This is a genomic window from Colwellia sp. 6M3, from assembly GCF_014077595.1.
Taxonomy (GTDB): domain Bacteria; phylum Pseudomonadota; class Gammaproteobacteria; order Enterobacterales; family Alteromonadaceae; genus Cognaticolwellia.
Map to the genome: position 1 here is coordinate 84032 of NZ_JACGWF010000001.1, position 20982 is coordinate 105013.

Sequence of the window (20982 nt, forward strand, 5' to 3'; positions counted from 1 at the left end):
TTATGGCAACGTCACAACAACTTCCGTTAAAGGAAGAGCTCTCAAACCTGCATTGGTCATTTTGGTTAGGGGTTACGTTTTTCGTTGCGGTTATTATTGCGATTTTATCGTTTGGTATTTTTTTAAACAAACAATTGAGTGCTGAAGAGTCGGCACCTGTTACATCTATTGCTATAGCGGGTGAAATGCCGTATACAACGCGTGCAGATATTGAAGGTGCAATAGAAAAAGTTAACTTAGGTAATTTTTTCAACTTAGATGTTAATGATGTACAGAAAAAAGTGGCCATGTTGCCATGGGTTTATTCAGTTTCTGTACGTAAAAAGTGGCCTGATGAACTGAAGATCTATGTGGTAGATCAGAAGCCTATCGCTCATTGGAATGGTGACTTTTTAATAAATGTTAATGGCAAGGCTTTTCAGGCGGATGTAAAGCGCTTAGCCAAAAAATTACCGGCCTTTTTTGGGCCAGAAGGTAGTGAGCAAATAGCATTAGACAATTTTATAAATTTGAACAAGTTATTGGATTTTAGCCAATTAGCAATTGATGAATTAGTGCTGACTGAGCGTTTTGCTTGGCAGCTAATCTTAAATGATGGCATTACCATTGATTTAGGACGAGATAATAGAGTAGAACGAATACAGCGTTTTATGGATATTTATCCAGAAATTAAATTACACAAAAAGGAAGGCCAACAAGTTGATTACGTTGACCTGAGATACGATACCGGTTTAGCCGTTGGTTGGAAGACCTCGGATAATAAAGAAAGAGTTTAGCCTGAATGTCAAAAATAACTGAAAGAAATTTAGTGGTTGGATTAGATATTGGAACGTCAAAAATTTCAGTAGCTGTTGGCGAGATCACGCCTGATAACCAGCTCAGTATCGTAGGGGTTGGAAATCAACCTGCTCGTGGCATGGATAAAGGCGGTGTTAATGACTTAAACCTCGTTATTCAGTCCATTCAGCGTGCGATTAATGAAGCTGAATTAATGGCTGATTGTCATATTACCTCAGTTTATCTTGGCATTTCTGGTAAGCATATCAGTTGTCAAAATGAAAACGGTATGGTGCCAATTAATGACAAAGAAGTCATGCAGGACGATGTAGATAACGTGATTCATACGGCGCGTTCAGTACCTATTTCTGCTGAACGTCGGATGTTACATGTATTACCTCAAGAATATAGTATTGACTGTCAAGATGGCATTAAAAGTCCTATTGGTATGTCAGGCGTAAGAATGGAAGCCAAAGTTCATATTGTAACGTGTGCTAATGATATGGCTAAAAACATTGTTAAATGTGTTGAACGTTGCGATTTAAAGGCTGACCAATTAATTTTTTCAGCACTTGCCTCTAGCTACGCCATTTTAACTGACGATGAAAAAGAGCTCGGTATCTGTGTTGTTGATATGGGTGCAGGCACCATGGATATAGCTGTTTTTACTGGCGGGGCGTTACGCCATACGGCAGTAATTCCAGTAGCGGGTAATCAAGTCACTAGTGATATAGCTAAAATATTTCGCACACCGTTAAGCCATGCTGAAGATATTAAAGTGCAGTATGCCTGTGCATTGCGCCAAATGGTGAGCATGGAAGAAAACATTGAAGTACCCAGTGTTGGAGGACGTCCAGCGCGTTCAATGTCTCGTCATACCTTAGCTGAAGTTGTTGAGCCTAGGTATCAAGAGTTATTTGAACTTATACAAGAAGAATTAAGAGAGTGTGGTTTAGAAGATCAAATTGCCGCAGGTTATGTATTAACTGGCGGAACCGCAAAAATGGAAGGTGTGGTTGAGTTTGCTGAAGAAGTATTTCAAATGCCAGCTCGTGTAGCGCAACCTTCTGACGTATGTGGATTGAAAGAGTATGTAAACGACCCAACATACTCAACGGTTGTTGGCTTGCTGCATTACGGCATGCAGGCGAGTCAGCAACAAAGTAACGAACAAAAGAAAAGTGAGTCAGTTGGTAGTATCGGATCGAAAATACTGGCTTGGTTTAAAGGCGAATTTTAATTAGTGGCATTAGCGGCTAATTAAAGGTGTAAGAAAAGTGTTTTGGTGGAACAAAACGTAATAAAAATCGGAGATAATAAAATGTTTGAATTAATGGAAGATCATAACGAAGAAGCAGTCATCAAAGTTATAGGCGTTGGTGGTGGTGGTGGTAATGCGGTAGAACACATGGTTTTACAAACCATAGAAGGTGTTGAATTTATTACCGCAAATACTGACTCGCAAGCATTACGTAATTCAGCGGCGAATGTTACTTTACAACTTGGCCACGATGTTACAAAAGGTTTAGGCGCTGGCGCAAATCCAGAAATCGGTCGTCGCAGTGCAGAAGAAGATAGAGAAACCATTAAAGAAGCACTTAAAGGTGCTGATATGGTATTTATCGCTGCAGGTATGGGCGGTGGTACGGGTACTGGTGCAGCACCTGTAGTAGCTGAAATTGCGAAAGAAATGGGTATTTTAACGGTTGCAGTAGTAACCAAACCTTTCCCATTCGAAGGCAAAAAACGCATGAATTATGCTGATCAAGGTATTGAGTTTTTATCAAAAAATGTCGATTCATTGATCACTATTCCAAACGAAAAACTGTTAAAAGTATTAGGCCCAGGTACAAGCTTATTAGATGCATTTAAAGCGGCTAATGATGTTCTATTAGGAGCAGTGCAAGGTATTGCGGAACTTATTACTCGACCGGGACTCATAAATGTCGATTTCGCCGATGTTAGAACGGTAATGTCTGAAATGGGCACAGCAATGATGGGCTCAGGTACAGCATCTGGTCCTGATCGTGCAGAAGAAGCAGCAGAAGCCGCAATTTCTAGCCCGTTACTTGAAGACGTTGATTTAGCAGGCGCTCGTGGTATTTTGGTCAACATTACTGCAGGTATGGATATCAGTATTGATGAGTTTGAAACTGTAGGTAACATGGTTAAAGCTTTTTCATCTGAAAATGCTACGGTAGTTGTTGGTGCGGTTATTGACCCTGAAATGACAGAAGATCTGCGAGTTACCGTTGTAGCAACAGGTATTGGTGCAGAGCGTAAGCCTGACATAACACTAGTTAACCCTGCGCCTATTGCTGAACCGCAAGTGGTTGGTGGTGATTATATTCCAAGCGCACAACCAGAGTTATCAGCGAGTCCGGTAACCATGCCAGAAGCAAATGCTCAAGCACAAAAAGTAGCGGCAACAGAGCTTGATGATTACTTAGATATTCCAGCATTTTTACGCAAACAAGCTGATTAATCGCGATTAATTTGGCTTGCTAATAATGCTATAAAAGTTGGAATATTGATTTTGTTAGGCTTTTTTGATATATTACGTCTCCGCTTAAATCAGTGGCGGCTAATAAATATAAAATATAGGCTTAAGAAGGCTATTTATGATTAAACAACGTACGTTAAAAGAAAGTGTCTCTGCCATTGGTGTAGGGTTACATAAAGGTGAAAAGGTGCAGATAACTCTCCGTCCTGCGCCTGCTAACACCGGTATTATTTTTCGCCGAGTTGATTTAGATCCCGTTGTCGATATCCCCGCGACACCGGAAGCTGTGGGCGAAACTACCCTTTGTACATGTTTAGTGAATGAGCAAGGTGTTCAGATTTCCACCGTCGAACATTTGCTTTCTGCTGTTGCAGGTTTAGGTATTGATAACCTTATTGTTGAGGTTGACTCACCTGAGATTCCAATTATGGATGGCAGTGCTTTACCGTTTGTATATTTAATACAGTCGGTAGGCATTGAAACATCAAATGTTGCCAAACGCTTTTTACGCATTACTAAAACTATTCGCGTTGAAGAAGGTGATAAATGGGCCGAATTAAAGCCTTATGAAGGATTCCGCGTAAACTTCGCTATTGAATTCGAACATCCTGTAATCGTAAATACTTGTCAAGCGATGAGTATGGACCTTTCAAGTTGTTCGTTTATCAAAGAAATTAGCCGTGCACGCACCTTTGGTTTTATGAAAGACATTGAATTCTTGCGCTCACATAATTTAGCACTCGGTGGCAGTTTAGAAAATGCTATTGTGTTAGATGAATATCGCATGCTTAATAAAGATGATCTTCGCTATGATGATGAGTTTGTAAAACATAAAATTCTTGATGCCATTGGTGATTTATACATGAGCGGTGTTAGTATTTTAGGTGAACTTAATGCCTTTAAATCTGGTCATGCATTAAATAACATCTTGCTACGAGAAGTATTTAAGCAAGTTGATTGTTGGGAATGGGTGACATTTGAAGACAGTGCTAAGTCGCCTATTCAATATCAAGAGATTGAAGCAACGTCTTTTTAATAGATTTTCCTTTCAATACTTAGCAATTAAAACCAGTCGATGACTGGTTTTTTTATAACTAAAAAAGGGATTTTTTAAGCAAAAAACTTTCAGGTAATAAGATGAAGGTATGCATAGGTGAAGAACTGCTAATCGTTATTGATATGCTCTTTGTTAGTTACAATAGATAGTCCTATTATTTCTTTGCATGTGCTGCTAGTTTTTCAAGTTTCTTGCGCAAACTATCGGGTGCAGTTTCAGCAATTTTTAATAAATGAGCTGCAGTTGCTGCCGAAATAGTCGAATTAATCGCATTAGGTATTATCGTTTTTTCAGGGATTTTGGGTCGAAATGGTGTGATTTTAATCTCGACTTGATTATAAGTATTGTCGGTAACTTTAATTAACTCACGACAAATATTTACTTTTTCAAATTGTAATCGCTGGCTCCAAACCGCTGAATTAACCTCAATAACGATGGCGTTTGCCCTGAAATTGGCTATTTTCCACACATCTGCTGGTAGGTCGGGGCAGATTTGTCGTACAATGTCTGACAATACTGTTAAAGAGTTGGTTTTTGCGGCTATTTGTGCCAAAGTGCCTGACGTTGAATTAAACAGCGCTGACATGTCTGTAGGGATTCTAGATTTTCTTGCCATGAGTCAGCTCTGAACTATACGATGAATGAATTATGAGTTTAACATTACTATACCGTGGAAAGAACGTTAGATTTTCAATGAAGCTAAATAAGCTACATTGGTTTTCTGCTTTGACAGCCTTTGCGCTCGTATCTGGCTTTATTGTTCATTTAGTTATTTCTGCTGATGACATACCACAAAACCCAATATATGGTATGTCTAGTCTACCGAGTACCCAAGCGCCTAAGGTAAATAGCCAAGTAACCGCTGTCACCATGAAATTAGCTGAGTTACAAAGCCAGGTATTAAGATTAAATGCCCTTGGAGATCGTTTAGCTGAAGAAGCTAATATTCCTGATAACGAATTTAACTTTCAGCAATCACCACCAAGTGGTGGGCCTATGATCCAGAGCAATGAAGATAAGCAACAGAGCTTAACGGAGTTACTGCTGAGCATAACATCATTAGAAAAAACCTTAGAACATGAAGAAAAACAATTAAAAATGCTTGAATCTGTCAGTTTTGGCCACCATATAGAAAATACAAGGTATTTATCTGGTCGACCTATTGTTAAAGGTTGGTTGTCTTCATATTATGGTATTCGTAAAGACCCTTTTAATGGCAAAGCTGCCATGCATAAAGGTGTAGATTTTGCCGGAAAAGAAGATGCCGACATTATTGCGACTGCATCAGGTGTTGTAAGTTGGGCAAGTGACCGTTACGGGTATGGGCAATTAATTGAAATTAACCATGGTGACAGTTTAAAAACTCGCTATGGGCACAATAAAGAAATACTCGTTGCAGTAGGTGATGTGGTTAATAAAGGTCAGGTTATTGCTAAGATGGGTAGTACAGGGCGCTCTACAGGTCCACACGTACATTATGAAATTTTACACAATAATAAACAAATAGATCCAAAAAAATACGTTTATCGAAAAGCAAAAGAATAGCTTAAGCACTAATTTCAGTTGTGTAAAATACTCCTGCGATTACAATACTAAGCAAGTTTATGTGATCGGTTATACCGATCATTTTATTTTCAGCGGAAGATTTTCTTCTCAATATGGTTTAACACGATGTTTGTAAGTTTAATGACAAAATTGTTCGGTAGTCGTAATGATCGATTACTTAAGCAAATGCAAAAAGAAGTAAGTAAAATAAATGCACTAGAACCGGTTTTTGAAGCACTCAGTGATGAAGAACTAAAAGCAAAAACAACTGAATTTAAAGAACGTGTTGAGCAAGGTGAAGAACTAGATGTTATTCTGCCTGAAGCCTTTGCTGTAGTTCGTGAAGCAAGTAAACGCGTATTTGGTATGCGTCATTTCGACGTGCAAATGATCGGCGGCATGGTACTTAATTCAGGTAAGATTGCAGAAATGCGTACGGGTGAGGGTAAAACACTTACCGCCACATTACCGTCGTATTTGAACGCTTTAACGGGTAAAGGTGTGCATGTTATTACCGTTAACGACTACCTTGCTACACGTGATGGTGATTGGTGTCGTCCTTTATTTGAATTTTTAGGCATGACAGTGGGTTGTAACATCGCTGGTATGGCACCACAAGATAAACAAGCAGCTTACAATTCAGATATTACTTATGGTACCAACAATGAATTCGGTTTTGATTATCTTCGCGATAACATGGCCTTTTCACCAGAAGAGCGCGCTCAAAAACCATTAAACTTTGCCGTGATTGATGAAGTTGACTCTATCTTAATTGATGAAGCAAGAACGCCACTTATTATTTCAGGTCAAGCTGAAGATAGCTCAGAGCTATATCGTAATATTAATCTTGTCGTACCAACACTTGTACAGCAAGAAGAAGAAGATAAAGAAGGTGAAGAAAGTACCGGTGACTTCACTATTGATGAAAAAGCGAAACAAATTTATTTGACTGAGTTAGGTCAAGTTCACATTGAAGAAATCATGATCGAAAAAGGCTTAATGGAGCAAGGAGATTCACTTTTCTCAGCAGCAAACATTACCTTGCTTCATCATGTTATGGCCGCATTACGTGCGCATAAGCTATTTCAAAAAGACGTTGATTACATCGTAAAAGATGACGAGATTGTTATTGTTGATGAGCACACAGGTCGTACAATGGAAGGCCGACGTTGGTCAGAAGGTTTACATCAGGCTGTTGAAGCCAAAGAAGGTGTGAATATTCAAAACGAAAACCAAACATTAGCTTCTATCACTTTCCAAAACTTCTTCCGTATTTACAATAAATTATCGGGTATGACAGGTACAGCTGATACTGAAGCATTTGAGTTTAACCATATTTATGGTCTAGAGACGGTGGTTATTCCAACTAACCAGCCTATGGTACGTAAAGACTTACCTGACCTAATATATTTAACTGCTGAAGAGAAATTTGAAGCTATTTTAGAAGATATAAAAGATTGTGTTGAACGTGGGCAACCAGTATTGGTTGGTACTATCAGCATAGAAACATCAGAATTCTTATCTTCATTTTTAAAGAAAGCAAAAATTAAGCATAAAGTACTTAATGCTAAGTTTCACCAGCAAGAAGCTGAAATTGTTGCCGATGCAGGTAAAATTGCAGCCGTAACAATAGCTACAAATATGGCTGGTCGTGGTACTGATATTGTCTTAGGCGGTAATTTAAGTACTATGTTGGCTAAGCTTGAAAACCCAAGCGAAGATAAAATTGCACAAGTTAAAGCAGACTGGCAAGAAGAGCACGATAAAGTATTAGCGGTAGGTGGTTTACATATTGTTGCCACTGAACGTCATGAATCTCGCAGAATAGATAATCAATTACGTGGTCGTTCAGGTCGTCAGGGTGATGCTGGTTCAACACGTTTTTACCTCTCTATGGAAGATGGTTTAATGCGAATTTTTGCCTCAGAACGTATTACTAACATGATGCGTAAATTAGGCATGGAGCGTGGCGAAGCTATTGAACATCCTTGGGTGACCAAAAGTATTGAAAACGCACAACGTAAAGTTGAAGGTCGTAACTTCGATATTCGTAAGCAGTTACTAGAGTTTGATGATGTATCAAATGATCAACGTAAAGTTATTTACGAGCAACGTAACGAATTAATGGACGAAGCTGATATTGCAGACGTTATCAAAGCGATACGAGCAGACGTTGTAAATGGCTTAATTGCACAACATATTCCACCACAATCGATGGAAGAAATGTGGGATGTTGAAGGCTTAGAAGAACGCTTTAAAGGTGAACTTACGCTTGAACTACCGATTGCAAAATGGCTAGAAGAAGATAAGAAGTTACATGAAGAAACCTTGCGTGAGAAAATTTTAGCAGAAGTTGAAGCCAGTTATATCGCGAAAGAAGAAATGGTTGGCGCTGAAGTTTTACGTCAATTTGAAAAAGCAGTTATGTTACAAAGCTTAGACTCGCACTGGAAAGAACATTTAGCGGCAATGGATCACTTGCGTCAAGGTATTCACTTGCGTGGCTACGCGCAAAAAAATCCTAAACAAGAGTTTAAACGTGAGTCGTTTGAGCTATTTGCTGAGTTGCTAGATAACTTAAAATATGACGTTATTGGTATTTTAAGTAAAGTGCAAATTAGAGCTGAGTCTGATGTTGAAGCCGTTGAAGAGCAACACAGAAAAGCAGATGAAGCGCCAAAAGAATTTAAACATGAATCAGCTTCTGAGCCAGAACAGGCAGCTATGCCGCGTGTGGGTCGCAATGAAGCTTGTCCTTGTGGTTCAGGTAAAAAATATAAGCAGTGTCACGGTAAATTAACTTAAATACTTAGCGAATTAATCGTAACCAAATGCCAGTCAATTGACTGGCATTTTTATATTCAGCCGTTCACTATTTCAACATAAGAACTTTTTTGTAGGCCGGGTTTTAGCGTATCACCTTTCAAACAAGCATAAATGAGATATCATCTGTACTGGATAAAAGCTTTTGAACTGGAATTTAGGATAAATTATGACAAAAATTGTGCATGTAGCTGTTGGTGTGATCAAGCTTGAGAATAAGTTTTTTCTTACTAAGCGCTTAATGGATAGCCATCAGGGCGGTTTGTGGGAGTTCCCAGGTGGTAAAGTAGAAAAAAATGAAACGGTACATCAAGCGCTTCATAGAGAGCTAAAAGAAGAAGTTTCGATAGATACTTTGTCATGCACATCACTAATGCAAATTAGCCATGATTACGGAGACAAAAAGGTATTGTTAGATGTATTTGTAGTGGATAACTTTACTGGCGAGCCATTACCGTTAGAAGGGCAAGAATCAGGTTGGTTTACTTTAGCTGAATTTGACGCTTTAAACTTTCCTGCAGCTAATCAGGCAATTATTGAAAAGCTGCAAAAAACTTACCAATAATAACTGCATGTTTTAGTTATTATTTGCTGTCAGCTTATTTTTAATTGTTTTATAAAAATAAGCGTGTTGAGGTTTGTTATTCTGGTTCAACGAAAAACTTATTATGCTGGAGAAATTCGGCTTCTAGTGCATCGAGCATTTCTTCATTCAAATCAACAGCACCTTGAACAGGTTGACTAATTTTATGATTTTCATCAGCCCAATCGCCTATATCAATTAATTGGCAGCGTTTACTACAAAACGGTCGATATTTACTATCTTCTTGCCAAATAACTTCTTTTTTACACGTGGGACAAGCAACTTTTAGTGCCATATTAATTTGAATCCGTCGGTATGAGTAACGATTAGAAAGATAGATATTATAAGAGAAAATTAACTATGCGGCTATAAAAAGCAGTCGGCTTTAAATTTTATAGCTTACGACAATTATAATTAGGCTGCTGATTGGGCAAAATAACTTATTAACTATTAACAGCGAGCTAAATGAAATGTAGTCGCTTGTTTTGAATACTTACGTCCCGTTTCATTGCAAGGCATCATAAAGCGAATAGAGTATCGAAATCGATTACCACTGATCGTAGGATAAACAGGGTAATTATCTGGTACTTTGATACGTATAAGGATTAAACCCTCGCCATTGTCTTGGTAAAAACCACTGTCTGTCGTTATTTCTTCAAATGCCGAACGTTGGCGGATAAACATCAGGTTAAGTGATAAAGCCGCTTTAATTTGTTCAAGCAGAGATAGCCAATAACGGCATTCCTCTTCTACTTTAGCGCTAGGCTGGTTTAACCAAAACTGCAACTGAGGTAAGTCAAAAAGAGAACTTCCACCTTGAATGGCAAAGCGTTGCTTTAAGCTTGTTAAGAACTTATCCGCTTTTAATTGTAGCCATAATGCCGAATGCACTTTTAGTTTACTGGAAAGTTGCACCGTTTTTTGTAAGTTGTCTTCAAGCGCAGCGCTATCAATATCAGGGTTCTGTGACCAAATGACTAAACTTTGCTCTAATTTCTCTAAATCTTTAATTAAGTCGCCACGTATATCATTGCGTTCAAGCGTATCTAAAATTGCAAACAAAGCATTAAAAAACACACTGTGGCTACTGGCAATATTATATTGTAAACAGTCTGAAGCTTGAGCAAACAATTGCTCTAGTTTTAGGTAGTTACGTATACGCTCATTGAGCGGATGCTCATACAATATTGAAGTCATTTATTTGAAACTTTGTTTGAAGGTTAAGTCGGTTATTAGCTTATAGTAACCATAGCGAAGATAAATGGCGAATTTTTTGTAAAAAAAACACCTGTCTACACACGTTTATTTATAATGGATTATCTCTCATTATTGAGTAACAAAGTACGATATTTTTGATCTAACTTTGTAACCTGCTGCTGAATATTATCTAAACCAAGGTCTTGGTTGTTGATAATATCATCTGCAAAACTTAAGCGTTGCTCACTCGACATTTGACTCGCAATAATACGTTTTATTTCAGCCACAGAGCTTGGATCGCGCGCAGCAGTTCGAGCAACTTGATGCGCTTCATCAATATTAATCACTAAAACTCGGTTTACTAATTTTTGTAAGCCATTTTCAATTAACAAAGGCGCAACGAGTACACAATAACTGCTGGTTGATTTTGAAATTTGAGTTAATATTTCCTCACGAATAAGCGGGTGTAATAGGTTATTGAGCCAAGCTTTATCGTCAAGATTACTAAAAATTTGGCTGCGAAGTTTTGTTCTATTCAGCTCGCCCGTTTCTGTTATAAAATCAGAACCAAAATAAGCTTCAATTGCAATAAGGGCTTTACTACCGGGCATTACAACAATACGGGCGGCAATGTCAGCATCAATAATATCGATATCTAAATTGGCAAACATATCACTAACCGTGGTTTTTCCGCTACCAATGCCACCGGTTAAACCTATAATGAATTTAGACATATTTGAGCCTTTGTTTGTTTAAGCTATTAGTTTGGTTTAGCTTAATGGGTGCGATTATTTACTGAAAGCTTCTCTTACAGACAACTTAAAGATTTTATAGCTTACTTTAAGTTAATGTACTTAAGTACCAAGTCCAAATACCATTACCCCAAAGCAGCGTAATCCAACCCGCTACTGCTAAATATGGGCCAAAAGGAATGGCTTGCTCTCTTTGGTGATTCTTAAATACCATTAAACTAATGCCGATAACCGCACCAACGGCCGATGCCATTAGAATGAGTAATGGCAATAACTGCCAGCCTATCCATGCCCCAAACAGTGCAACTAACTTAAAATCACCATGGCCCATACCGTCTTTGCCGGTAATTAGCTTAAATAACCAGAATATGCTGAATAAACTCATGTAACCGGCAACAGCACCGACAACGGCGTCTTGCAAGGGAACAATTGCCCCATTTATATTAACCAATAAACCTAACCATAATAGCGGAAGCGTAATTTGATCAGGCAATAACATATGATCAACATCAATCAAGGTTAAACAAATTAGCCCCCAAGTTAATACGAGAAGCATGAGTGTAGTAAAAGTAACACCATAATTGGCTGCAATAACAACACTCAGCATTGCCGTGACAAGTTCAACCATAGGATAGCGAAGCGAAATCTTAGCATTACACTGGCTGCACTTTCCCTTTAAAAACACCCAACTTATAACGGGAATGTTTTCATAAAAACGAATTTTATGTTGGCATTTAGGGCAGCTAGAACTGGGTGTTGAAAGCGTGATTAGGCTTTCATCAATTTGTATGGGTTTAGCTAATTCATCAGCAAGAAACTCGCGGCACTCACTTTTCCAACCTTGCTCAAGCATTTTAGGTAAGCGATATATAACAACATTCAAAAAGCTCCCAATCAATAAAGAAAAAACTACCACTATAGTGTAGAAATAAGCTGGAGAATTTGTCATCAGGGTAATAATATCGGTCAAAATTGTTGCCTCGAATTTAGGTAAATCTATTAACGTGCACTAAAGCTAGGTTTGCTATGATAATAAAAAAACGATGACAAGCATCGTTTTATTTTTCTGTAAAGTAGCCTTTCAAATAAGCCTTTATACCACCATACCAATTTGGAATATCGGTAAATACATAGCAATAATCAAACCACCGATAACCACACCTAAAACAGCCATTATCATAGGCTCTAATAAAGTGGTTAAGTTATCAACCGCATTATCGACTTCTTGCTCATAAACTGTCGCGACTTTAGCTAACATATCATCAACGGCGCCAGACTCTTCACCAATAGCAACCATTTGAATAACCATATCGGGGAATATGGCACAATTTCGCATGGCTAAATTCATTTGCATACCAGAAGTAACTTCAGCGCGAATTTCTAATATAGCATCACGAAAGACCGCATTACCTGAAGCGCCAGCAGCAGATTCTAGTGCATCGGGCAAAGGTACACCGGCGGCAAAGGTTGTTGAAAGTGTTCGAGCATAACGGGCAACTGCAGCTTTTTTAAGTACATCACCTACAACAGGTACTTTTAATATTTTTTTATCTACGCTGTCACGAAAGCTTAAACTATTTGCATGCGCTCTTTTAAATAGATAACTAGCGAGAAAAATAGCGCCAAGGCCAAAATACCAATAAGCTTGCATAAATTCTGAAATAGCGAGTACAAGTAATGTAAAACCCGGGAGTTCAGCGCCAAAACTATCAAATATCTCTTTGAAGACAGGAACAACAAATATTAATAATACCGCAGTTACAACAAAGGCAATAACCAATACAGAAATTGGGTATGTCATGGCCTTTTTTATTTTAGCTTTCAATGCTTCAGCTTTTTCTTTATAAGTCGCTATACGTTCATAAATAGTTTCAAGCGCACCAGATTGCTCACCAGAGTTGACTAAGTCGCAATATAAATCGTCAAAATACTGTGGGTGCTCACGTAAACATTCAGAAAGAGGGATACCAGATTGTAATTTGTTACCTATAGTACTCAGCAACTTCTGCATATTGCCATTGTTGTGGCCTGAGCTAATCATTTCAATGGTTTGTACTAAAGGTACACCAGCTCCCAGCATTGTGGCTATTTGGCGTGTGACTATAGCGATGTCCGCGGGGAGAATTTTCTTATCGCCACTCATGCCAAATAACGGTTTCGCTTTTTTACTGATTTTACCTGGCGTAATACCTTGTTTACGTAATTGGCCTTTAAGCTCTAAAATACTGGTAGCATTTAGCTCACCACTTATTTTTTTACCTTTACGGTTGAGACCTTGCCATTTATAAACATCTACTGATTTAACTTTGCTTTTTTTATCTTTTGTTTTTGTCGAAGAAACAGCCATTCGCTTAACCTAATTTTTAGTTTCTAGAAAGTGCCTAGAAAGTGCTTCGTAAATACTTAGTTAATACCCAGCCTTACTTTGTGAGTTTTTAGCTGGGAAGAGTCTGTAATTAATACAGTTAGCTTATATCTATTGTTCTAATATGGCAATTATTAGCCAATTAACTAAAATTATTACTATAAAATCAAAAGTATCAAATCGTTAAGTAACTTAGGTAAAATAATTAAGCGTTGGTCACCCTGTTAACTTCTTCTAAGCTGGTTACGCCCAGCGCTGCTTTTTCTAAGCCTGATTGGCGTAAGTTATTATAGCCTTCACGTTGACATTGTGCGGCAATGTCTAATGAATTGGAGCCGGTCATAATTAAATTTGCTGTAATTTCACTAATTTTTATTACTTCGTAAATACCGACTCGGCCTTTATATCCACCTGTGCAAAGATCACAACCCACAGGTTTAAATAATTTAACCTCAGAAAGTTGCTCAGGTAAAAAACCTTGAGCGAGCAATTCGTTTTCTGGAATATGTTCTTCTTCTTTACATTGAATACATAAGCGTCGGGCGAGTCGTTGGGCAATAATAATAGACACCGAACTGGCTACGTTGTATGACGGCACACCCATGTTTAATAAGCGGGTTAATGTTTCTGCTGCGGAATTAGTATGTAATGTAGATAATACCAAATGACCTGTTTGTGCCGCTTTAATCGCTATTTCAGCGGTTTCTAAGTCGCGAATCTCACCTACCATAACAATATCGGGATCTTGACGTAAAAATGAGCGTAATGCACTAGGGAAGGTTAAGCCAGAGCGAGTGTTAATTTGTACTTGGTTAATGCCATCGAGGTTAATTTCAACAGGGTCTTCTGCGGTTGAAATATTGCGCTCTTCAGTATTTAAAATATTTAAGCCAGTATAAAGTGATACTGTTTTTCCTGAGCCCGTTGGCCCAGTAACAAGTATCATACCTTGTGGCTGTGCTAGGGCATCCATGTAAATTTTCTTTTGTGCTGGTGCATAACCGAGCATATCGATACCTAGCATGGCACTTGACGAGTCAAGAATACGCATTACTATTTTTTCACCCCACATGGTGGGCAAGGTACTGACACGAAAATCAATCGATTTCTTTTTTGATAAAGCGAGTTTTATACGGCCATCTTGAGGGACACGACGTTCAGCAATATCTAATTTCGACATCACTTTTAATCGGGCAGCCATACGAGAAGCCAATGAAATTGGTGGTTTAGCCACTTCGTTTAGAATACCGTCAATACGAAAACGAATACGATAAGACTTCTCATAGGGTTCGAAATGTAAGTCTGACGCACCCTTGCGAATGGCATCGAGTAATATTTTATTTATATAGACAACAATCGGCGCATCTTCTTTGTCACCGCCGCCAATATTATCTTCTTCTTGACGTTCTTCTTGAACGTCTATACCGGCTAACTCTTCCGAGTCCATGTCGGAAATATCAAGGGCGTCGCTATCTTCTTCTAATATTTTCTCAATGCAGGCAGTTAGTGCTGTATCGTTGGCAAGAACTAATTCTGTAGAAAACCCCGTATTGAACTGAATTTCTTCTAGAGCATCAAGATTTGTTGGGTCAGACATAGCGACGAATAGCACTTTGCCACGAAGATATAACGGCAGGGCATGGTGTTTACGAATTAATTTTTCATTACGTACACCTTCCGGTACCAAGCTGGTATCGAAATTTGCTAGGTCAATTAACGGACAGCCAAAGCTGCGGCACAAGGTGCTCGCAATATCTTCTGCATTAATGCTTTTATCTTCAACTAAATAACGAATAAAAGGTTTTTTTTGTTGGATAAAATCGGCACTAATTGTTTCTGCTTTATCGCTAGGCACAATATTATGCTTAGTTAAGGCAGATAGCAGGCTTGATTGTTGATGAAGTCCTTTCATAGATCTCTTAATAAAACTATTAATAACTGCAAGTTACAGTGTAACTATTTTAATCAGGAAAAACAAAAAACAATTTTTGTTATTTTCAAGGTATAAAAAAAGCTCCTATAAGGAGCTTTATATGTTTGTAGTTATTTAAAAATTAACATACACCAGTAGCAATACAAGTGCCTGTTTGAGCCCAGTTTAATGAGTTGTTAGCGGCAGTAGGGGTAAGAACATATGTAGAACCATCTGTATCTGAGCCAGTACCAGTAATTACAGCAGTCCCGGCAGTAATTACTACTGAAGCAACTTCTGCACCAGCTTCAGCACCAGCTTTAACTGCACCAATTTTAGCGTAAGTATCACAATTAGCTAAGTCATAATCACCGCGTGTTTGAAAACAAGTTTCGATGGCAGCTTTAACTGAGCCTACGGCTAGTGGGATTTCTGAATAGCGCGCTTTTTCTGTATAAGTATTATAAGCCGGTAATGCTACAGCGGCTAAAATACCGATAATCGCTACTACGATCATTAATTCAATTAGAGTAAAACCTTGAGCTTTTTTCATTGTATTTAGTTTTTTCATTGTTTTAAATTCCATACATAATTACGGGGGCTGAATTGATACTGCGACAAAATTTGCTAAATGTAAAACATTGTGACGATATTTTTTAATTTTTTTACAAATTTAGCCGTTTTTAACACTCATTTACTCAATTTTCAGGCATTTAACAAAATTTTAACTAAATATAAAGTTAATTTATTAGCTAATACAAAACTAATTTGCTGTCGATTCAAGCATGTTAAATTCAATTATTTGAAATAACATATGATAAGAATTTTTAATAACGAAGCAGGCACTTTCATATGTTACCTGCTAAAATTTTAGATCTATAACATTTAACTGTTATCGCGTATTAAATACACACTTACCTATACGCAATTATTTGTTATACAAAGCGCATCGAAAGGTCTACTGCTTGTACGTGTTTTGTTAGTGCGCCTACCGAGATAAAATCTACGCCTGATTTCGCATAGTCTTTTAGTGTAGCTAAGGTCATGTTGCCTGAAACTTCTAACTTCGTGTTACCTGCCGATATATCAGCGGTTAACTTAACGGCTTGTTCGATCATTTCAGTACTAAAGTTATCTAGCATAATGATGTCGGCACCTGCGTTTAGTGCTTGAGTTAACTCTGCTATGCTTTCAACTTCAACTTCAACGGTTTTATCAGCATGATTAATGCGTGCTGTACTAATGGCTTTTTCTATCGAACCACAAGCGGCTATATGATTCTCTTTAATTAAGAAAGCATCAAACAAGCCAATTCTATGATTAACACCGCCGCCACAAGTTACGGCGTATTTTTGCGCGCTACGAAGGCCTGGCAAGGTTTTACGTGTATCGAGTAATTTGGTTGTTGTACCTGTAAGGTGTTTAACGTATGAACTTGTTATGGTTGCCGTACCTGAGAGGCTTTGTAAAAAATTTAATGCGGTACGCTCACCGGTTAATAAAATACGGGCATTGCCGGCTAATTCAAATAACGTGGTATTCGCTGTTACATGTTGTCCGTCGTTAACAAACCAAGTGATCTTAGTAGTTGTATTATAAATACTATCAAGCTGCTTAAATACTTCATTTACCCAAGCTACACCACAAATTACGCATTCGTCACGGCTTATAATATTGGCTACCGCTTGGTTTTGTGCAGGAATTAATTCAGCGGTAATATCACTACTGGTAGCAAGTTCGCTATAGCTATTTACGCCTAAGTCTTCACATAATGCCCAAGTAACGGTTTTGGTGATGTCGTGTAATAATGATGCTGGTAACATTTAATACTGCTCTCGTAAAATTAGTTGTTTTCCGGTTTGGCTAAATTCTACTCTTTTTAGGGCGCTCATGCCCAACAGAATTTCATCAGCAGCCATACTCGGGTTGATATTCGCAGCAACATTATACAGATAGATATTGCCAATGCGTAATTCATTTATTTGTGTTTGATAAACCGTAATAGTGCCATTAGCGGTTTGTACTCGCATTTGACCTTGAGCTTCTAACGATAAGTTTTTTGCTATGTGCCCTGGAATAGAAACGTGCGTGGCACCAGTATCAAGTAAAAAAGTAACTTGTGTGCCATTTATATCGCCATTGGTTATATAATGTCCTTGGCGGTTTTGTTGCAAGGTAACAGCGGCTTTACCGTTGGGTTGTAAAGACAATTGTGGTGTTTCGTTCGGGTTGTATTGCGCATCTAACAAATCTTGAAACACAAACACTAATAATACAATGCCGATCAACCAGGCTATCCAGACAAAACTTTTGCCAAAATTTGTTGAAGTGTCATTTTTAGTCATATTTGCCCATCATTTAGATTAATTTATTACCTTGTTCTGTTGCTAACTTTACTATGTAATAGTGCTTTGATAAACAAGGTGTGAATTTAAGGTGTGAATTATTGTATGTCATTTCTGACAAATGGCGGGGGAAATAGCCCTGAACTCATCATTGAGGCAGGTTGGTTAAACCATGCTGAAATACAACGTTCTAGTCATTTTGAGCCCCGAACGGCAGGTGAAGCAATCAACTTATTGGTTGTGCATAATATTTCTTTACCTCCAGGGCAATTTGGTGGTGATCACATAACCAATTTTTTTCTCGGTAATTTAGACCCCAATATTCATCCCTATTTTGAAAACATATATAACATTCGTGTTTCTGCGCATTGTTTAATTCAACGCAATGGTCATATTATTCAGTATGTTTCATTCAACGATAAAGCATGGCACGCTGGTGTTTCGGCTTATAAAAGCCGAGAAAAATGTAATGATTTTTCAATCGGAATTGAACTAGAAGGCACTGATGATATTCCTTATACTGAAGCGCAATACCAACAACTGACTCTTTTGAGTCGATGTTTGATTGATACTTATCCTGCGATGAAAAATAATATTGTTGGACATTGTGATATTGCCCCGGGGCGAAAAACAGATCCCGGAGAAGCTTTTGATTGGCAACACTTTCAAGCTTTAATGGTCAGCAAAAGTTAATAAATAAACAAGATTACGAATAAGTTATCAACTACAAGCTGTCAGTTAAATTAAATGTTAGCTTTGGATGATACACTCGACTTTAGTGAGTTGACTATAACTGTTAGCTAAATACTAAAACTAAAAACTTTTTTAATGGGTAAACCACAATGAGCTTAATTAGTTTATTAATTGCATTAGCCGCGGAGCGTTATTTGTCATCAAGCGCTTGGCAATTTTCTACATTATACCAACGATATATGACAGTAATTAAGCGGACGAAGTTACTGGCAGATTTTAAAAACTCTATCGTGCTAAGTTATGCGGTTATTTTTATTCCAGTGATAGGTTGTTACTTTTTACTAGCGCAAATTGATAACGCCTTACTTTATTTAATTGCTTCTACATTAATACTGATTGTTTGTTTTGGTTGTATGAAAACACGCGACGCCTATAAAAGTTATTTAGTGTCGGCTTTTAAAGGAGAGTTAACCAGTTGTGAATTTCAGCAATTGCAGCTGCAACAAGATAAAAACATTGGCAATATGGGCTTTGGTCAAACGATGGTTTGGCTAAACTATCGCTACTTTATTGCTGTTATGTTGTTTTTCGTACTGTTTGGCCCAGCCGGCGCTTTATTTTATCGCTTACTGACTACGGTGAATGAATGCTCAAATGAACTGGATATTTGCGAAGCTAAATCGGGTGATAATACAGCAGAGCATAATATTGAAATAGACAATACTGAAGTTGATAAAAAAAGCAGACAAGAAGTTAACCAAAGCAATCAACGACTATTATTTTGGGTAGATTGGTTGCCAGTGAGGTTAGTCGCTTTTGGTTATATGTTTGTTGGCCACTTTTCGAAAGCTATGCCGGTTTGGTTGGAAAACTTATTTGAGTTTGAAAAGCCACCTAGTAAGGTATTAATTGCCGTTGCACAAATGTCTGAAGATTTCATGGTCGATGCTGATGACTGTACAGCAGAACCTTGTTTGTTGGTTAAATTAGCCAAGCGAACATTATTACTATTTTTAGCGGTAATTGCCGCGCTAATATTAACTGGCGTATTATCCTAACTGGGATTCAACAATTTTGGCTGATAACTAGAACTATCAGCCAAAGTAGCCTAGTTTATATTCGTTTATTTATTACCAAATTCAAAATAATTTCTACTCATGTGTTATCACTAAAATGTAATACTGATTTCAATTGAGTAGTTACTTGCCCATTTCTATCTCACCATATGAAATCAATAAAGCTATATTTTAAAATATATCATTATTGATCTATAGCAACCTCCCTTGTGTTTAGTTGTTGATATTGATACTTTTATCTCTTTGGCTTTGCTCTTTACCTACTAACATTATGTTTTATTGTATTGTCGATAAATTATGCACTGTGTTTACAACAGCGTATTCATTTGTTACATTATATCTCAAATTATCAAATGGTAAGACCAATTTACCACGCGATTTGTGGTTTGAGTTAATGAATTTAGATACGTTTTATCTGAATAATTAAGGGTTTTAAATGTCGATTCCGAATATTGAAAAGCCGGTAAAGCAAGCTAAGTTGTCAGATATAATTTTGGCTCAGCTTGAGACAATGATCCTAGAAGGTAGCTTAAAGCCAGGGCAAAAATTACCAGCTGAGCGAGAGTTAGCGAAACAGTTTGATGTTTCTCGACCTTCATTACGCGAAGCCATTCAAAAGTTAGAAGCAAAAAATTTGGTTACCCGTCGTCAAGGCGGCGGTACATTTGTTAGTGATAAAGTCTTAAGTGGGTTGTCTGACCCTCTATTCGATTTAATGGCTAACAGTAAAGAATCGCAATTTGATTTATTAGAGTTTCGCCATGGTATTGAAGGTATGTCAGCATATTACGCTGCTATGCGAGGCACCCAAGCAGACTTTGATGAAATTCAGCGTAAGCATGACAATATTGGCACAGCACAATTAGAAGACAGTTACCGCCTTGAGGCTGAAGCTGTTTTTGAGTTTTACATTGCTGTATGTGGTGCCAGCCATAATGCAGTGATTTTACATTTAGCCACAAGTATGGCGCCATTGCTGATTGATAATATTGAGAAGAATTTAACAACCTTGGCTAAGCGACCAGACGTGTTTAGCCGAATATCTGATTATCGTACGCGCTTAATGAGTGCGATTGTCAGTGGTAAACCCCAAGCTGCTTGGGGAGCCAGCCATCGACATTTAGCTTTTATTGAAGAAGTACTATTAAAAATGTCGCAGGAAAATAGTCGTATGGAACGTTCAATACGAAGAATGAAACGAGCAAGAATAGATACTTAATTAATGATGAAGGTGGCTCAATGTGCCCATTGATCATTTATAAATAGTATTTAACTGATACAAAACAATACGAATTAAGGTTATCTGCTCAAAAGCAGCTATCTTTAAACAACTAAATTTACTTAACAAATAACT

The 20982-nt window shown here is 37.8% G+C and carries 20 protein-coding genes; 10 read left to right on the forward strand and 10 right to left on the reverse strand.

The window, feature by feature from the left end:
- Positions 1 to 2: 2 nt before the first annotated feature.
- The 4 genes from H4J50_RS00385 to lpxC all read left to right on the forward strand — a co-directional run bounded on the left by H4J50_RS00385 (position 3) and on the right by lpxC (position 4316).
- Positions 3 to 776 (forward strand): cell division protein FtsQ/DivIB, encoded by a 774-nt coding sequence (locus H4J50_RS00385; RefSeq protein WP_108457260.1) that lies wholly within the window; start codon positions 3 to 5, stop codon positions 774 to 776.
- Between the two features lie 5 nt (positions 777 to 781).
- Positions 782 to 2017: a cell division protein FtsA gene (gene ftsA / locus H4J50_RS00390; RefSeq protein ID WP_108457259.1), complete on the forward strand. Its 1236-nt coding sequence runs from the start codon at positions 782 to 784 to the stop codon at positions 2015 to 2017.
- A gap of 81 nt (positions 2018 to 2098) precedes the next feature.
- Positions 2099 to 3262: a cell division protein FtsZ gene (gene ftsZ / locus H4J50_RS00395; RefSeq protein WP_108457894.1), complete on the forward strand. Its 1164-nt coding sequence runs from the start codon at positions 2099 to 2101 to the stop codon at positions 3260 to 3262.
- Between the two features lie 136 nt (positions 3263 to 3398).
- Positions 3399 to 4316: a UDP-3-O-acyl-N-acetylglucosamine deacetylase gene (lpxC, locus tag H4J50_RS00400; RefSeq protein WP_108457258.1), complete on the forward strand. Its 918-nt coding sequence runs from the start codon at positions 3399 to 3401 to the stop codon at positions 4314 to 4316.
- A gap of 175 nt (positions 4317 to 4491) precedes the next feature.
- Here lpxC and H4J50_RS00405 read toward each other — a convergent pair whose 3' ends face one another.
- Positions 4492 to 4953 carry a DUF721 domain-containing protein gene (locus tag H4J50_RS00405; protein ID WP_108457257.1) on the reverse strand — a complete coding sequence of 154 codons (462 nt, stop codon included), beginning with the start codon at positions 4951 to 4953 and terminating at the stop codon, positions 4492 to 4494.
- 32 nt (positions 4954 to 4985) lie between these two features.
- On the opposite strand from H4J50_RS00405, the gene H4J50_RS00410 reads away from it, so the two are divergent.
- The 3 genes from H4J50_RS00410 to mutT all read left to right on the forward strand — a co-directional run bounded on the left by H4J50_RS00410 (position 4986) and on the right by mutT (position 9270).
- Positions 4986 to 5882: a M23 family metallopeptidase gene (locus H4J50_RS00410; protein ID WP_108457256.1), complete on the forward strand. Its 897-nt coding sequence runs from the start codon at positions 4986 to 4988 to the stop codon at positions 5880 to 5882.
- Between the two features lie 126 nt (positions 5883 to 6008).
- Positions 6009 to 8687, forward strand: a complete 2679-nt coding sequence (gene secA / locus H4J50_RS00415; protein ID WP_108457255.1) for a preprotein translocase subunit SecA — start codon at positions 6009 to 6011, stop codon at positions 8685 to 8687.
- A gap of 184 nt (positions 8688 to 8871) precedes the next feature.
- Positions 8872 to 9270, forward strand: a complete 399-nt coding sequence (gene mutT / locus H4J50_RS00420; protein ID WP_182253798.1) for an 8-oxo-dGTP diphosphatase MutT — start codon at positions 8872 to 8874, stop codon at positions 9268 to 9270.
- Positions 9271 to 9346: 76 nt separating this feature from the next.
- Here the strand turns inward: mutT and yacG are convergent, their stop codons facing one another.
- The 9 genes from yacG to H4J50_RS00465 all read right to left on the reverse strand — a co-directional run bounded on the left by yacG (position 9347) and on the right by H4J50_RS00465 (position 17859).
- Positions 9347 to 9583, reverse strand: a complete 237-nt coding sequence (yacG, locus tag H4J50_RS00425) for a DNA gyrase inhibitor YacG (RefSeq protein WP_108457253.1) — start codon at positions 9581 to 9583, stop codon at positions 9347 to 9349.
- 155 nt (positions 9584 to 9738) lie between these two features.
- Positions 9739 to 10485, reverse strand: a complete 747-nt coding sequence (gene zapD, locus H4J50_RS00430) for a cell division protein ZapD (RefSeq protein ID WP_182253768.1) — start codon at positions 10483 to 10485, stop codon at positions 9739 to 9741.
- Positions 10486 to 10604: 119 nt separating this feature from the next.
- Positions 10605 to 11219: a dephospho-CoA kinase gene (gene coaE / locus H4J50_RS00435; RefSeq protein ID WP_182253770.1), complete on the reverse strand. Its 615-nt coding sequence runs from the start codon at positions 11217 to 11219 to the stop codon at positions 10605 to 10607.
- Positions 11220 to 11325: 106 nt separating this feature from the next.
- Complete coding sequence (locus tag H4J50_RS00440) at positions 11326 to 12207, reverse strand: A24 family peptidase (RefSeq protein ID WP_310733239.1); 882 nt, start codon at positions 12205 to 12207, stop codon at positions 11326 to 11328.
- A gap of 123 nt (positions 12208 to 12330) precedes the next feature.
- The gene (locus H4J50_RS00445) at positions 12331 to 13584 is read right to left on the reverse strand and encodes a type II secretion system F family protein (RefSeq protein WP_182253772.1); all 1254 of its coding nucleotides are present in this window, start codon (positions 13582 to 13584) and stop codon (positions 12331 to 12333) included.
- Positions 13585 to 13807: 223 nt separating this feature from the next.
- The gene (gene pilB, locus H4J50_RS00450; protein ID WP_182253774.1) at positions 13808 to 15514 is read right to left on the reverse strand and encodes a type IV-A pilus assembly ATPase PilB; all 1707 of its coding nucleotides are present in this window, start codon (positions 15512 to 15514) and stop codon (positions 13808 to 13810) included.
- Positions 15515 to 15656: 142 nt separating this feature from the next.
- On the reverse strand, positions 15657 to 16085 hold the full coding sequence (locus tag H4J50_RS00455) for a prepilin-type N-terminal cleavage/methylation domain-containing protein (protein ID WP_310733240.1): 429 nt from the start codon (positions 16083 to 16085) through the stop codon (positions 15657 to 15659).
- A gap of 364 nt (positions 16086 to 16449) precedes the next feature.
- Entirely contained in the window at positions 16450 to 17337 is an 888-nt protein-coding gene (nadC, locus tag H4J50_RS00460; RefSeq protein WP_182253776.1) for a carboxylating nicotinate-nucleotide diphosphorylase, read from the reverse strand.
- Positions 17338 to 17859 (reverse strand): TIGR02281 family clan AA aspartic protease, encoded by a 522-nt coding sequence (locus tag H4J50_RS00465; protein ID WP_182253778.1) that lies wholly within the window; start codon positions 17857 to 17859, stop codon positions 17338 to 17340.
- Positions 17860 to 17964: 105 nt separating this feature from the next.
- Here H4J50_RS00465 and ampD point away from each other — a divergent pair, with 105 nt between their 5' ends.
- The 3 genes from ampD to pdhR all read left to right on the forward strand — a co-directional run bounded on the left by ampD (position 17965) and on the right by pdhR (position 20847).
- On the forward strand, positions 17965 to 18552 hold the full coding sequence (ampD, locus tag H4J50_RS00470; RefSeq protein WP_182253779.1) for a 1,6-anhydro-N-acetylmuramyl-L-alanine amidase AmpD: 588 nt from the start codon (positions 17965 to 17967) through the stop codon (positions 18550 to 18552).
- A 149-nt stretch (positions 18553 to 18701) separates the two neighbouring features.
- Entirely contained in the window at positions 18702 to 19610 is a 909-nt protein-coding gene (gene ampE / locus H4J50_RS00475; RefSeq protein WP_108457245.1) for a beta-lactamase regulator AmpE, read from the forward strand.
- 469 nt (positions 19611 to 20079) lie between these two features.
- Complete coding sequence (gene pdhR / locus H4J50_RS00480; protein WP_182253804.1) at positions 20080 to 20847, forward strand: pyruvate dehydrogenase complex transcriptional repressor PdhR; 768 nt, start codon at positions 20080 to 20082, stop codon at positions 20845 to 20847.
- The last annotated feature ends 135 nt before the right edge of the window (positions 20848 to 20982 follow it).